Annotated in this window: 12 protein-coding genes; 7 read left to right on the top strand and 5 right to left on the bottom strand. The window is 64.1% G+C overall.

The features are described from left to right. Positions 1-105: 105 nt before the first annotated feature. The 5 genes from VGN93_RS03360 (at position 106) to VGN93_RS03340 (ending at position 5,576) form a co-directional block, all read left to right on the top strand. The gene (locus tag VGN93_RS03360; RefSeq protein WP_327506343.1) at positions 106-1,116 is read left to right on the top strand and encodes a sugar ABC transporter permease; all 1,011 of its coding nucleotides are present in this window, start codon (positions 106-108) and stop codon (positions 1,114-1,116) included. A 1-nt stretch (position 1,117) separates the two neighbouring features. After that, complete coding sequence (locus tag VGN93_RS03355; protein ID WP_327506342.1) at positions 1,118-2,263, top strand: carbohydrate ABC transporter permease; 1,146 nt, start codon at positions 1,118-1,120, stop codon at positions 2,261-2,263. A gap of 25 nt (positions 2,264-2,288) precedes the next feature. Then, positions 2,289-3,941 carry an alpha-glucosidase gene (locus tag VGN93_RS03350; protein ID WP_319318495.1) on the top strand — a complete coding sequence of 551 codons (1,653 nt, stop codon included), beginning with the start codon at positions 2,289-2,291 and terminating at the stop codon, positions 3,939-3,941. A gap of 26 nt (positions 3,942-3,967) precedes the next feature. Continuing rightward, positions 3,968-5,059: a sn-glycerol-3-phosphate ABC transporter ATP-binding protein UgpC gene (locus VGN93_RS03345; protein WP_319318498.1), complete on the top strand. Its 1,092-nt coding sequence runs from the start codon at positions 3,968-3,970 to the stop codon at positions 5,057-5,059. 103 nt (positions 5,060-5,162) lie between these two features. Further along, entirely contained in the window at positions 5,163-5,576 is a 414-nt protein-coding gene (locus VGN93_RS03340; RefSeq protein ID WP_319318500.1) for a hypothetical protein, read from the top strand. A gap of 32 nt (positions 5,577-5,608) precedes the next feature. Here the strand turns inward: VGN93_RS03340 and edd are convergent, their stop codons facing one another. The 5 genes from edd to VGN93_RS03315 form a co-directional block, all read right to left on the bottom strand. Next, on the bottom strand, positions 5,609-7,429 hold the full coding sequence (gene edd / locus VGN93_RS03335) for a phosphogluconate dehydratase (protein ID WP_327506341.1): 1,821 nt from the start codon (positions 7,427-7,429) through the stop codon (positions 5,609-5,611). A gap of 119 nt (positions 7,430-7,548) precedes the next feature. Continuing rightward, positions 7,549-8,247 (bottom strand): 6-phosphogluconolactonase, encoded by a 699-nt coding sequence (gene pgl, locus VGN93_RS03330; RefSeq protein WP_327506340.1) that lies wholly within the window; start codon positions 8,245-8,247, stop codon positions 7,549-7,551. 9 nt (positions 8,248-8,256) lie between these two features. Beyond that, positions 8,257-9,729 (bottom strand): glucose-6-phosphate dehydrogenase, encoded by a 1,473-nt coding sequence (gene zwf / locus VGN93_RS03325; protein WP_327506339.1) that lies wholly within the window; start codon positions 9,727-9,729, stop codon positions 8,257-8,259. Positions 9,730-9,825: 96 nt separating this feature from the next. Next, a complete protein-coding gene (locus VGN93_RS03320) occupies positions 9,826-11,112 on the bottom strand; it encodes an FAD-binding oxidoreductase (RefSeq protein ID WP_327506338.1) in 1,287 nt (428 codons plus the stop codon). Between the two features lie 97 nt (positions 11,113-11,209). Next, positions 11,210-12,649 (bottom strand): glutamine synthetase family protein, encoded by a 1,440-nt coding sequence (locus VGN93_RS03315; protein WP_327506337.1) that lies wholly within the window; start codon positions 12,647-12,649, stop codon positions 11,210-11,212. A gap of 167 nt (positions 12,650-12,816) precedes the next feature. Between VGN93_RS03315 and VGN93_RS03310 the strand changes: the two genes are divergently transcribed. Both VGN93_RS03310 and VGN93_RS03305 read left to right on the top strand, forming a co-directional pair. Further along, positions 12,817-13,998, top strand: a complete 1,182-nt coding sequence (locus VGN93_RS03310) for an NAD(P)/FAD-dependent oxidoreductase (RefSeq protein ID WP_327506336.1) — start codon at positions 12,817-12,819, stop codon at positions 13,996-13,998. Between the two features lie 165 nt (positions 13,999-14,163). Beyond that, positions 14,164-14,301, top strand: coding sequence for a hypothetical protein (locus VGN93_RS03305; protein ID WP_327506335.1), 138 nt, complete (start codon positions 14,164-14,166; stop codon positions 14,299-14,301). Positions 14,302-14,458 lie beyond the last annotated feature (157 nt).

Genomic DNA, 14,458 nt, shown 5'->3' with positions numbered 1-14,458 from the left:
CCCAAAGCATGCCGAAGTGCAGCCGGACCATGCGGGCGCTCCGCGTGAGCGCTCGACGTGACCGTAAAAATACATTGCGGGGAAGTTTCCAGGGGAGGGATCGCCATGCAGCAATTGTTATTCGCCATCTTCACGATGGTCGGGGGCGTTCTCGCCTGCGTCGTCTATTTCTTCGGAACGAACTTCCTGCTCGACAGGATCTTCCCCTCCAAGGGGCTGACGGGCGCGCAGGCCTCTAAGAACCTGCGCATCACCAACGCGATCCGGCCCTGGCTGTTCATGGCGCCGGCGCTGCTCGCGCTGTCGGTCTACCTCGTCTATCCCGTCTTCGAATCCGTCCGGCTCGCCTTCCATGACCGCACCGGCCAGCAGTTCGTCGGCTTCAGCAATTTCGCCTGGATGATCAACGACGGCGAGTTCCGCCAGTCGATCTTCAACAACTTCCTCTGGCTGCTCGTCGTGCCGGCGCTCGCCACCTTCTTCGGCCTGATCGTCGCCGCGCTGACCGACCGTATCTGGTGGGGCAACATCGCGAAGACATTGATCTTCATGCCGATGGCGATCTCCTTCGTCGGCGCCGCCGTCATCTGGAAATTCGTCTACGACTACCGCGCCGAAGGCTCCCAACAGATCGGCATCCTCAACGCCATCGTCGTCGCCATGGGCGGCTCGCCGGAAGCCTGGATGACCATCCCCTTCTGGAACAATTTCTTCCTCATGGTGATCCTGATCTGGATCCAGACAGGTTTCGCCATGGTCATCCTCTCGGCGGCCCTGCGCGGCATTCCGGAAGAGACGATCGAGGCGGCCGTCATCGATGGCGCCAACGGTTTCCAGATCTTCTTCAAGATCATGGTGCCGCAGATCTGGGGCACGATCGCGGTCGTCTGGACGACGATCACCATCCTGGTCCTCAAGGTCTTCGACATCGTGCTCGCGATGACCAACGGGCAATGGCAGACGCAGGTTCTGGCGAACCTGATGTTCGACTGGATGTTCCGCGGCGGTGGTGATTTCGGGCGCGGCGCGGCCATCGCCGTGGTCATCATGATCCTCGTCATCCCGATCATGATCTGGAACATCCGCAACGCCACCAAGGAAATGGAGGGCCACTGAGATGATCGCCACGTCCCGTTCGCCGCTCATTTTCGTCGTCCATCTCTCCGTCCTGCTGCTCGTGGCGCTCTGGACGCTGCCGACCGCCGGCCTCCTGATCTCGTCGCTGCGCGACAAGGACCAGCTCGCGGTCTCCGGCTGGTGGACGGCGCTCTCCACCTCCTCGCAGAACCTCACCGGCCGTGCTGCGGCACCGGAGGCGCAGGTCGAGCGTGACGGCAAGTTCGTCATATCCGGCAACCTGCTGGAAGGCGGCGACGCGAAGGTCTCCGCCTTCGGCTTCCGTCCCTTGCAGCCGACCGCCTTCGAGGCCGGCGCCGCGGCCGATATCGGCGACGGCCAGACGTTGACCGTCAAGGAGGACGGCAGCTACGAGATCGTCTCGCCGACCCGCATGGAAGGCACGCGCGGCCAGCGCATCTTCTACACGGCCGCCGTTCCCTCGCGCTTCACGCTCGACAACTACCGCGAAGTGTTGAACGCGGAAGGCATCGGCGCCTCCTTCATCAACTCGCTGACGGTGGCGATCCCCGCTACGATCATCCCCATCCTCGTCGCCGCCTTCTGCGCCTATGCGCTCGCCTGGATGCCCTTCCCGGGCCGGGCGATCCTGATCGCCGTCATCGTCGGCCTGCTGGTCGTGCCGCTCCAGATGTCGCTCATCCCGCTGCTGCGGCTCTATAACGGCGTCGGCGCCTTCTTCGGCGTGCCGGCAAAAACCTATGTCGGCATCTGGCTCGCCCATATGGGCTTCGGCCTGCCGCTCGCGGTCTACCTGCTGCGCAACTACATGGCCGGCCTGCCGCGCGAGATCCTGGAATCCGCCCGCGTTGACGGCGCGTCCGACTTCGACATCTTCGTGAAGATCATCCTGCCGCTGTCCTTCCCGGCACTCGCCTCCTTCGCCATCTTCCAGTTCCTGTGGACGTGGAACGACCTGCTCGTCGCCATGGTCTTCCTGGGCGCCGGCAATGAGGAACTGGTGCTGACCGGACGTCTCGTGAACCTGCTCGGCTCGCGCGGCGGCAATTGGGAAATCCTCACGGCCTCCGCCTTCATCACCATCATCGTCCCCCTCGTTGTGTTCTTCAGCTTGCAGCGTTATCTCGTGCGCGGCCTGCTGGCGGGCTCGGTCAAGGGCGGCTGACGTCTTTCGAAAACAGGAAAACAGAATGACGACGTCGAGTTCAACGCTTCTGACCCCGGACAAGGACTGGTGGCGTGGCGCGGTGATCTACCAGATCTATCCGCGCTCCTACCAGGACACCAATGGTGACGGGATCGGCGATATCAGGGGCATCACCGAGCGCCTCGCCCATGTCGCCTCGCTTGGGGCAGATGCGATCTGGGTCTCGCCCTTCTTCACCTCGCCGATGCGGGATTTCGGCTACGACGTCTCGGATTATCTCGATGTCGATCCGATCTTCGGGCAACTTGCCGATTTCGACGAACTGATCGCTGAAGCCCATCGCCTGGACATCCGCGTGATGATCGACCTCGTGCTGTCGCACACCTCCGACAAGCATCCCTGGTTCGTCGAAAGCCGCTCCCGGCGCACCAACCCCAGGGCGGACTGGTATGTCTGGGCGGATTCCAAGCCGGACGGCACGCCGCCCAACAACTGGCTGTCGATTTTCGGCGGTTCCGCCTGGCAGTGGGACCCGACGCGCCTGCAATATTACATGCACAATTTCCTGACTTCGCAGCCGGACCTCAACCTGCACAGCCCGGAAGTGCAGGACGCGCTGCTCTCGGTCGCCCGCTTCTGGCTGGAACGTGGCGTCGATGGCTTCCGGCTCGACACGATCAACTTCTACTTCCACGACAAGGAACTGCGCGACAACCCGTCGCTCGCCCCCGAGCGTCGCAACGCGCAGACCGCACCCGCCGTGAACCCCTACAACTACCAGGAACATCTCTACGACAAGAACCAGCCGGAGAACCTGGAATTCCTCAAGCGGTTTCGCGCCGTCATGGAGGAGTTTCCGGCCATCGCTGCGGTCGGCGAGGTGGGCGACAGCCAGCGCGGACTCGAAATCGCGGGCGAATACACGTCCGGCGGCGACAAGATGCACATGTGCTATGCCTTCGAGTTCCTGGCGCCCGAGCCGTTGACGCCGGCCTTCGTCGCCGAGACGCAGCACGCGCTGGAAAAGGCGGCACCCGAGGGCTGGGTCTGCTGGGCCTTCTCGAACCATGATGTGATGCGCCATATCAGCCGCTGGGGCGGCGCCGTCACCGATCACGAAGCGCATGCCAAGCTTTTGGCGAGCCTGCTGATGTCGCTGCGCGGCTCGGTCTGCATCTACCAGGGCGAGGAGCTTGCGCTGCCGGAAGCCGATCTTGCCTACGAGGATCTTCAGGACCCCTACGGCATCCAGTTCTGGCCGGACTTCAAGGGCCGCGACGGCTGCCGCACGCCGATGGTCTGGGACAGCCGCCAGCAATCCGGCGGCTTCAGCCTCGGCAAGCCATGGCTTCCGGTTCCGCCAAACCATCTGGAGCGCGCGGTCAACGTGCAGGACGCCGACGAGGCCTCGGTGCTGGCGCATTACCGCCGCTTCCTTGCCTTCCGCAAGGAGCACGTGGCATTGGTGAAGGGCGAGATCGAGTTTCATTCGGCCGAGGGCGCGATCCTCTCCTTCGTGCGCAGGCACGGCAACGAGAAGGTTTTCTGCGCCTTCAACATGAGCCCGGTCGCGCGCCTCACCGACCTGCCTCCCGGTACGCTGGACGTGCTGGAAGGCCATGGCTTCGACAGCATGATGCATGAGGAAAACATCGAACTTCCGGCCTGGAGCGGGTTTTTCGCCCGCTTCGTATGACCGGTTAAAAATGGGGAGGTAGAGACATGACAGGGCTGGTTCTCAAGGATATCCGCAAGTCCTACGGCGCGGTGGACGTGATCCACGGCATCGATCTCGATATCAAGCAGGGCGAGTTCATCGTCTTCGTCGGCCCGTCCGGCTGCGGCAAGTCGACATTGCTGCGCATGATCGCGGGCCTCGAGGAAATCAGCGGCGGCGACATGATGATCGATGGCGAACGCGTCAACGACGTGCCGCCGTCCAAGCGCGGCATCGCCATGGTGTTCCAGTCCTACGCGCTCTACCCCCACATGACCGTCTACGACAACATGGCCTTCGGCATGCGCATTGCCGGTGAAAAGAAGGAGGAGATAGACCGGCGCGTGCGCGCGGCCGCCGATATCCTCCAACTCACCAAATATCTCGATCGGCTGCCAAAGGCGCTCTCCGGCGGCCAGCGCCAGCGCGTCGCCATCGGCCGCGCCATCTGCCGCGACCCCAAGGTCTTCCTGTTCGACGAGCCGCTGTCCAACCTCGACGCCGCGCTGCGCGTCGCCACCCGCATCGAGATCGCCAAGCTTTCCGAGCAGATGGCCGACACGACGATGATCTACGTGACGCACGACCAGGTCGAGGCCATGACGCTCGCCGACCGCATCGTCGTATTGTCGGCCGGCCATATCGAGCAGGTCGGCCCGCCGCTCGAACTCTACGAGCGCCCGGCAAACCTCTTCGTCGCCCGTTTCATCGGCTCGCCGGCCATGAACATCATCCCGGCGAAGATCACCGCGGCAGGGGCTTCGACCGCGCTGGAACTGACCGGCGGGCGCACCTCCACTGTCGATATCGCGACGGCCGCGTCCGAAGTCGGCAAGACGGCGAGTTTCGGCGTGCGGCCGGAAGACCTCCAGATCTCCACCGGCGACGATTTTCTCTTCGAAGGCACGGTGGCGATCGTCGAGGCGCTCGGCGAAGTGACGCTGCTTTACATCGAGGGTCTCGTGCAGGGCGAGCCGATCATCGCCAAGATTCCCGGCATCCTGGACGTCAAGCGCGGCGAGCGGGTCCGCTTCACGGCCGACAGGGCGAAGCTGCATCTCTTCGATACGGCCGGCAAGAGCTATCGCGCGTCTTAAAAACGGGCGGGGCGGCAGGATTTAGCCCTGCCGCTCAACCCGATGTTAAGCGTTGCTCCCCTAACTTTTAGCGAAAGCAGACAGTGCCGGGGGCAGCAGGCAGATGAGTATTCGGGGGTCCGAACCGCGTAACAATTACCTCAGCAAGGAAGAGTCCTTCATGTACGATCGGGAAAAGAGTTTCCCGATGGAGGACACCTGCAACGAGGCGCGCATCGAGTTCACCGAGAATGGCGGCCTCGTCAATCTCGTCTCGCGCCGGTGCCTGATCACCAAATTGTCGAAGAGCGGCGCCATCATCACGATGACGACGAAGTTCCAGCTGCCGCGCAATTTTTACCTGGATATCGTCAGCGCCCGCCTGCCGATGATCGGCTGCCTGACGCAGCGCGTCTACACCAACGACGTCGTCGAAGCCCGCTTCCTGCGCATGCTCTCCGACAAGGACCTACAACGCATCTTCGTTTATTCGACGCACCGCAACCACCAGGGCCGCACGCTGGATATCTATAGCTGAGGTGAAAAGAGGGGCGAAACGCCCCTCCGATCTTATGCGAACAACACGCTCGCCCCGTGGTCCGCCGGTCCCGCAATGGCGCGGAAGGGCGCAAAAAGCTCGCGGCCCATGCCGAATTCGTTGCCGGAGAGATCGGCCGTCGCCTGCGGGCGGGCGGCGAACTCGGCGGCGTTCACCAGAACCTCGAGCGTGCCGTGCGTGGCATCGAGCCGAATGATGTCGCCGCTCTTGATGCGGCCGATCGGGCCGTTGTCGACCGCTTCCGGCGTCACGTGGATGGCGGCCGGCACCTTGCCGGAGGCGCCGGACATGCGGCCGTCGGTAAGCAACGCCACGCGCTGGCCGCGGTCCTGGAGGATGCCGAGCACGGTCGTCAGCTTGTGCAGTTCCGGCATGCCGTTGGCCTTCGGGCCCTGGAAGCGCACGACGGCGATGAAATCGCCGGTCAGTTCGCCGGCCTTGAAGGCGACGTTGAGTTCCTGCTGGTCGTGGAACACCTTCGCCGGCGCCTCGATGACATGGCGCTCCGGCTTCACGGCCGAAATCTTGATGACCGCGCTGCCGATATTGCCGGTCAGCATTTTGAGGCCGCCGGTCGCCTGGAACGGTGTCTCGATATTGGCGAGGATTTTTGGATCGTGGCTGATCTTCGGCGCCGGTTCGCGCAGCACCGTGCCGCGCTCGCCGAGCTTCGGATCGATCGCATAGGCTTGCAGGCCCTGGCCGAAGACCGTGCGCACGTCGTCATGCAGCATGCCGTGCTTCAGGAGTTCCTGGATCAGGAAGCCCATGCCGCCGGCCGCGTGGAAATGGTTCACGTCCGAAAGGCCGTTCGGATAGACACGGGCGAGCAGCGGCACCGTGTCGGACAGCTCGGAAATGTCCTTCCAGGTGAGCAGGATGCCGGCGGCGCGCGCCATGGCGAGGAGGTGCAGCGTGTGGTTCGTCGAGCCGCCGGTGGCATGCAGGCCGACGACGCCGTTGACGATCGAACGCTCGTCGATCATCTCGCCGGCCGGCGTGAACTCGTTGCCCTGCGCGGTGATGGCAAGCGCGCGTTTGGTGGCTTCCCTGGTCAGCGCGTCGCGCAGCGGCGTGCCGGGATTGATGAAGGAGGCGCCGGGCATGTGGAAGCCCATGATCTCCATCAGCATCTGGTTGGAATTGGCGGTGCCGTAGAAGGTACAGGTGCCGGGGCCGTGATAGGATTTCGACTCCGCCTCGAGCAGTTCCGCCCGGCCGGCCTTGCCCTCGGCATAGAGCTGGCGCACGCGGGCCTTCTCGTCGTTCGGCAGGCCCGTGGTCATCGGACCGGCCGGGATGAAGATGGCCGGCAGGTGGCCGAATGTGAGGGCTGCGATCGTCAGGCCCGGCACGATCTTGTCGCAGACGCCGAGATAGACGACCGAATCGAACATGTTGTGCGACAGGCCGATGCCGGCCGACATGGCGATGAGGTCGCGCGAGAAGAGCGACAGTTCCATGCCCGGCTGGCCCTGGGTGACGCCGTCGCACATGGCCGGCACGCCGCCCGCCACCTGCGCCACGCCGCCGGCTTCCCGCGCGGCCTCGCGGATGAGTGCCGGATAGGTCTCGAACGGCTGGTGGGCCGAGAGCATGTCGTTGTAGGAGGTGATGATGCCGAGGTTCGGGACGCGGTCGCCGGCGAGCGCGTCCTTCTCGGCGGGGGAACAGACGGCAAAGCCGTGTGCGAGGTTGCCGCAGGACAGCACGCTGCGGTGCACGCCCTGGGCGGCGGCGGCGCGCACGCGCTCGAGATAGGGACCGCGATGCGGCTTCGAACGTTCGACGATGCGGGCGGTAATGGCTTCGATGCGTTTGTCGGCGGACATGGGAGCTATCCTGACTTCTCGATTGCATTTTGCGCGGCAAAGCGAGCGGGAACGCTGTGCTATCCGCTAATCATCGGCGTCTTGCGCCGGGTGAAGCCGGGGTTAGCCGGCGGGGTGCCTCAAGGCGCCCAGTAGATGTCGACCGGGGTCGCTGCACGCCGGAGCACGGCGCGGATCGGCATGTCGGTTTCCGGGCCGTCACCTTCGGCGGTGGCCAGAACGTCCTTCTTGCCCTGGCCCTCGATATGCAGCACCAGCAGGCGCGCATCCTGAAGGCTGGCGAAGGTGAAGGTAAGGCGGGGTTCGCCGGCACCATCAGCCTCCATGGTGATCACGCCGCGCGGTGTCTCCGGCGAGATCGCCTCGGCTAGGCGGCTGCCGCCGGGGAAGAACGATGCCGTGTGGCCGTCCGCACCCATGCCGAGAATGACGACGTCGAAGGGATGGCCGAGTGCCGCGGCATCCGCCGTGACGATCTTTGCCGCCTCTTCCGCACTGCCGGCGTCCCGGTAGAGCGGCAGGAACTGCGCCGCCTCGGCCTTGCCCTGAAGCAGGTTGTCGGCGACCAGCAGATGATTCGAGCGCGGGTTGTCGGCGGGCACGAAGCGTTCGTCAACGAGCGTGATCGTCACCTTCGCCCAGTCGATGTCGCGGCTCGACAACGCCTTGAAAAAGGCTTTCGGCGTCGAGCCGCCGGAGACCGCGATGCTGGCGCGGCCCCGGGTATTGACTGCCTCGGCAAGCGCACCGGCCACCCGGTCCGCAAGCCCTTCCGCCAAGGCGGCGCCATCCTTGAATTCATGCAAATTCGCGCTCATCAGGCTTCCTTACGATTCATGCCAGGTGCGGCCGTCGCGCTCGATGAGGGCGATGGCCTGGCTCGGGCCCCAGGTGCCGGCCGTGTAGCCCTGTACCTGCTGGCCGGTCGCTTCCCAGGCCTTCAGGATCGGGTCCACCCAGCGCCATGCGGCCTCGACCTCGTCGCGGCGCATGAAGAGCGTCTGGTTGTTGCGGATGACGTCGAGCAGCAGGCGCTCGTAAGCATCCGCATTGCGGGCGTCGAAGGCTTCGGCGAAGCTCATGTCGAGCGAGACGTTGCGCAGCCGCATGCCGCCCGGACCGGGGTCCTTGATCATCAGCGACTGCTTGACGCCTTCGTCCGGCTGCAGGCGGATGATCAGCTGGTTGGCTTCGATGCGGCCCGCCGTGGGGTCGAAGATCGAATGCGGGATCGGCTTGAAGGTGATGACGATTTCCGACATGCGCGCGGCAAGCCGCTTGCCGGTGCGGATGTAGAAGGGCACGCCCGCCCAGCGCCAGTTGCCGATCTCGGCCTTGATGCCGACGAAGGTCTCCGTCTTGGAAACGCCGCCTTCGAGCTCTTCGAGATAGCCCTTGACCGGCCCGCCGGCGGAGGCACCGGCGCGGTACTGGCCGCGCACCGTCAGGCGCTCGACATTGTACTGATCGATCGGTTTCAGCGCGCGAAGCACCTTCAGCTTCTCGTCGCGCACGGCCTCGGCGTCCATGGAGGAGGGCACTTCCATCGCCACGAGGCAGAGCAGCTGGAGGATATGGTTCTGCACCATGTCGCGCAGCGCGCCAGCCTTGTCGTAGTAACCGGCGCGGCTTTCGAGGCCGACGGCCTCGGCCACCGTGATCTGCACGTGGTCGATATGGGCGGAGTTCCACAGCGGCTCATAAAGCGCGTTGGCAAAGCGCAGCGCCATCAGGTTCTGCACCGTCTCCTTGCCGAGATAGTGGTCGATACGGAAGATCTGCTCTTCGCGGAAAACCTTGCCGATCGTGTTGTTGAGCTCGTTGGCGGACGCGAGGTCACGGCCGATCGGCTTTTCGACGACGATGCGGGTCTGCTTGGTGATCAGCTTGTGGTCACGGATCTTTTCCGAAATGTCGCCGAAGATGGCCGGCGCCACGGCGAGGTAAAAAGCGCGCACGCGATCCTTGCCCTCGTCGAGAAGCTCCTTCAGCTTGTCCCAGCCGTCGTCGGACTTGGCGTCGACGGCGACGTAGAACAGCCGGTCGCAGAAGGTCTTCACCTCCGTCTCGTCGAATTCGCCCTGCTTCAGGTGCTCCTTCAGCGCATCGACGGCGAACTTGCGATATTCGGCATGCGTATAGGCGGTTCGCGACGCGCCGATGATGCGCGTCGGGTCGGAGAGCTGGCCGGCGAGCTGCCGGTGGTAGAGGGCCGGAAGGAGCTTGCGCTCAGCAAGGTCGCCGGTTCCGCCGAAGACGACATAGTCGAAGGGCTCAACGGGAATGATCTGGCTGCTCATCGGATTTCTCGATCTCGTTCTGTTGCCGGGTGTTATAATCTAATCGATTTAAAAACGCCAGAGTGCAACGCAACAAAAACGACGGTTCCGACTCGATCAGAGCTTGTCGCGCAGCGCGTACCACGTCATGGCGAGGAACAGAAGCGGCGAACGGAACCGTGGACCGCCGGGGAAGGCCGGGATTTTCAGCGCCTTCAGCTGGTCGAGTTCCGCGCTGCCGCCGGTCACGTCCTCCGCATAGAGCTTGCCACAGTAGTTTGACAGCATGACGCCATGGCCGGAATACCCGCCGATCGTCGTGATGCCGGGCATGACCTCGCGCACATAGGGCTTGCGCGGCATGGTGATGCCGACCGAACCGCCCCAGGCATGAGTGAGCCCGATACCCTTCAGCTCGGGATAGACCTCTTCGATCTGCCGGCGGATGGGCGGGGTCATGTCTGCGGGATTGTCCGACGTATAGGCCTCGCGCCCGCCAAAAAGCAGGCGGCCGTCGCGGGTCTTGCGGAAGTAGCGCACCACGAAGCGCGTATCGGCAATCGACTCGCCGCCCGGAATGATCGAGGGGAACGTGTCGAGCGGCACCGTCGCGCCGATGAAGGAGCGGATCGGCATGACATGCGAGGCCGTCTTCGCCTCGAGATTGCCGATATAGGCGTTGCACGCGATCAGCGCCTTGTCGGCGCGGATCGTGCCCTTGGCCGTTGTGATGACCGCCTTGCCGCCCGTCCGCTCGATCTTCAGGGCGGGCGTCTTTTCATGCAGGCCCGCACCGGCAGCTTGCGCCGCCCGCGCGATGCCGACAAGCAGCTTCATCGGGTGGATATGCCCGGTGCCGGTGTCGCTCATGCCGAAGAGGAACCGCCTGGAGCCGACGCGCTCCTCGGTCTGCGCCCGGTCGAGGTAGCTCAGATGCGGATAGCCGAAACGGGTCGCGGCGATCTCGATGTGATCGCGAAACTCCTTCTCGTAGCTTGCCTTGTGGCTCACATTCAGCTGGCCGGGAACATAGTCGATGTCGAGGTTCTGGCCGGCGGCGAAATCGTGGATATGCCGCTTGGCATTCTCGGCAAGGTCGAACAACGCCTTGGCGCGCTCGAAACCGATCTCGGCCTCAAGCGTCTCCGCGTCCGTGCGCTGGCCGGTGCCGAGCTGGCCGCCATTGCGGCCGGAGGCGCCGTCGCCGAAGCGGTGCGCCTCGATGAGCACGACGCGGACGCCATTCTTCGCAAGATTGTAGGCGCCCTGGAGGCCGGTGAAGCCGCCGCCGACGATGGCGACATCGGCCTCGACGGAGCCGTCGAGGGGGGCATATTCGGGGCGGTTCCCGACGCTCGCCTCATACCAGGAGACGCCGGGGGAAATCGGGCTTTGCCAGGGCATTGCACACTCTCATGTTCAAGAGGATGCGGCGGCGCGCCGGGGCGCCGGCCGCTCTCAGGATCTGATCTCGTCGGGCGGCCCGGACCGCCGGGGCCGCTCAGACGTTGAGCAGCAGGAACTCGCGTTCCCAGGGGCTGATCACCTGCATGAAGGTCTCGAACTCGCCGCGCTTCACGCCGGCATAGAGGCCGATGAACTCCGCGCTCAGAACCTCCGCAAGGGCCGGATCGGATTCCAGCAGCGAAACGGCTTCGAGAAGACCACGCGGCAGGTCGATCGACCCTTCATTGGCGGTGTCTTCCGTCGGCGGGCTCGGCTCGACCTGGTTCATGATGCCGAGCAGACCGCAGCCGAGCGAAGCCGCGAGCGCGAGATACGGATTGGCATCCGATCCGGGCAGGCGGTTCTCGACGCGCCGCGCTGCAGCATCCGAAACCGGGATGCGGAAAGCCGTCGTGCGGTTGTCGTAGCCCCAGGCATTGTTCACCGGCGCCGACATTTCGGGCGTCAGGCGGCGATAGGAATTCACATAGGGCGCCATCATCACCAGCGTCTTCGGCACATAGGCCTGCATGCCGCCGATGAAGTGGAAGAATTCCTTCGAGGCCGATCCGTCGGGATTGGAGAAGACGTTCTTGCCGGTCGCTATCTCCACCACCGACTGGTGGATATGCATGGCCGAGCCCGCCTGGCCCTGCATGGGCTTGGCCATGAAGGTGGCGTAGATGCCGTGTTTCAGCGCCGCCTCGCGGATCGTGCGCTTGAACAGGAAGACCTGGTCGGCAAGCTCGATCGGATCGCCGTGGCGCAGGTTGATTTCGAGCTGTGCCGGACCTTCCTCGTGGATCAGGGTATCGATCTCGAGACCCTGCTTTTCGGAGAAGTGGTAGATGTCGTCGATCAGTTCGTCGAATTCGTTGATGCCGGCGATCGAATAGCCCTGGCCGCCGAGAATGGCGCGGCCGGAGCGGCCCTTCGGCGGATGCAGAGGATAGTCCGGGTCCTCGTTCATCGCGACGAGGTAGAACTCGATTTCGGGCGCGACGACCGGCCGCCAGCCGCGATCGCTATACATCTTCACGACGTTCTTGAGCACGTTGCGCGGCGTATAGGGCACGTTCTCGCCGGTCGAGCCGACGATATCGCAGATGACCTGCGCGGTCGGGTCGCTCTCCCACGGCACGACGGAGAGCGTGGAAAGATCCGGCAGCAGCTTCAGGTCGCTGTCGCGCGGCTCGTAGCGGAAATTGCCGGTCTCTTCCGGATAGTCACCGGAAATCGTGTGGCGGTAGAGCGCCGACGGCAGCGCCAGCGACGTATTCGAGGTGAATTTCGACGACGGCATCATCTTGCCGCGCGGCACGCCTGCGAGGTCCGGCGTGATGCATTCGATATCCTCGATGCCACGGGCCCTCAGCCAGTCTGCGGCGTCCTTCCAAGTCTTTACCCCACGCGGCACGCTGATGGCGGGAGGGATTTTATCAGAGCGTGCGGCTTTCTCGATGGTAGGGATAACGACTTTTTTTTTGGACGGCATGACACACCGGGGTTGTTGACGATGGCGCATCATAGCCGGTGTTTAGCCCTTTACTAGCTCCCCCCGGGGGGGTGAAATGGCGAATTTTCAGAGAAAATCTGTTTTTCCCGCACCGATTGACTTTCGTCAGCGATGGCTGAAAGGAGGGATGAACAAGGAACGCATATGTGGCAGAGCGGCGGGACGTCGTCATCATCGGAGCAGGCGCGGCAGGTTTGATGTGCGCCATCGAAGCGGGCAAGCGCGGGCGTCGCGTGCTCGTGCTCGACCATGCCCGCGTGCCCGGCGAAAAGATCCGCATCTCCGGCGGCGGGCGCTGCAACTTCACCAATATCCATGCCGGCCCGAAGAATTTCCTCTCGGCCAATCCGCATTTCTGCAAGTCGGCGCTCGCCCGCTACACCCCGCGTGATTTCCTCGATCTCGTCGAGCGCCACCGCATCGCCTGGCACGAGAAGACGCTCGGCCAGCTCTTCTGCGACAACTCGGCAAAGGACATCATCGCGATGCTGCTCGCCGAGATGAAGGCGGCCGGTGCCGAGCTCCGGCTCTCGACCACGATCAGCGCCGTCGAACACGACGGATCGTCCTTTCGCATCGTCACGGAGAACGGCACCGTCGAGGCCGCTTCGCTGGTGATGGCCTCCGGCGGCAAGTCGATCCCGAAGATGGGCGCGACGGGTTTTGCCTACCGCATCGCCGAACAATTCGGCCTGCCGCTCGTGGAAACCCGCGCCGGCCTCGTGCCGTTGATGCTGGACCCGGCGACGCTTGCCGCCCATGAGGGCCTGCCCGGCGTTGCTGTCGACGTGATCGCCCGCCACGGCAAGACGGAGTTTTCCGAAGCCGCTCTCTTCACCCATCGGGGCTTAAGCGGCCCCGCCATCCTGCAAATCTCGTCCTATTGGCGGGAGGGCGAGGAGATCGCGCTCCACATCCGCCCGGATGTCGATTTCGCCGCCGTGCTGGCCGCCGCCCGGCGCGAAAACGGTCGGCAGGCGGTGCAGACCGTGCTTGCCGAGCACATGCCGAAGAAGCTCGCGCAACTCCTCGTCACCGAACTCGGCATCGATGGGCCGCTCGCCGAACAGCCGGCGCGGCGCACCGATGCGCTGGTCCGGAAACTCAAGGACTGGCGCTTTCGCCCGCCGGGCTCCGAGGGTTATCGCACGGCGGAAGTCACGCTCGGCGGCGTCGATACGGCGGCACTCGATTCCCGCAGCATGGCGGCGAAGGCGGTGCCGGGTCTCTATTTCATCGGCGAGGCGGTGGATGTCACCGGCTGGCTCGGCGGCTATAATTTCCAATGGGCCTGGGCCTCCGGCCACGCGGCCGGCCAGGACGCCTGATCGCGAGCACTGCCAGGCGGCGTTTACCGTCCTTTAAGACCTCACGGCGGATGCTCTCGGAATGTCGGCGTTTTCCGCGCGGCTTCGCGTGGAGACAACATGATGTGGGCCGGCTGGCCGGATCATCCGGGTTGCCCGTAGTCTCTCGTAACGGAGTATCGCCGCATGCCTGCAAAAAACCGCCCCGCCCGCGCCGTCGCCATCACTGCCGCCGAGGAAAGCCGCCGCCGCCTCGTCGCGATCGGCATCAACTGCGCGATTGCCGCCCTTCTCGTCGCGGGCCTCGCCATTGCTGCCTTTTGAGCCGTCATAAATCGGTTTAAAAAGTGATGGAATTTTAAAGATTGCAACCGATGATTTCCGGATAGGGTTCCGGAAGCCGCGTCCCATGACGGATGCAACGCGGCTGGCAATGAATGCTCCCCCGGATCAGCGGCAATTGCGGCCGCATGAAAGTCGG

The sequence above is a fragment of the Shinella sp. genome (assembly GCF_035998705.1).
Classification (GTDB): Bacteria; Pseudomonadota; Alphaproteobacteria; order Rhizobiales; family Rhizobiaceae; genus Shinella.
Note: the sequence above shows the minus strand (reverse complement) of the source record. Positions and strands in the feature narration are given on the sequence as shown.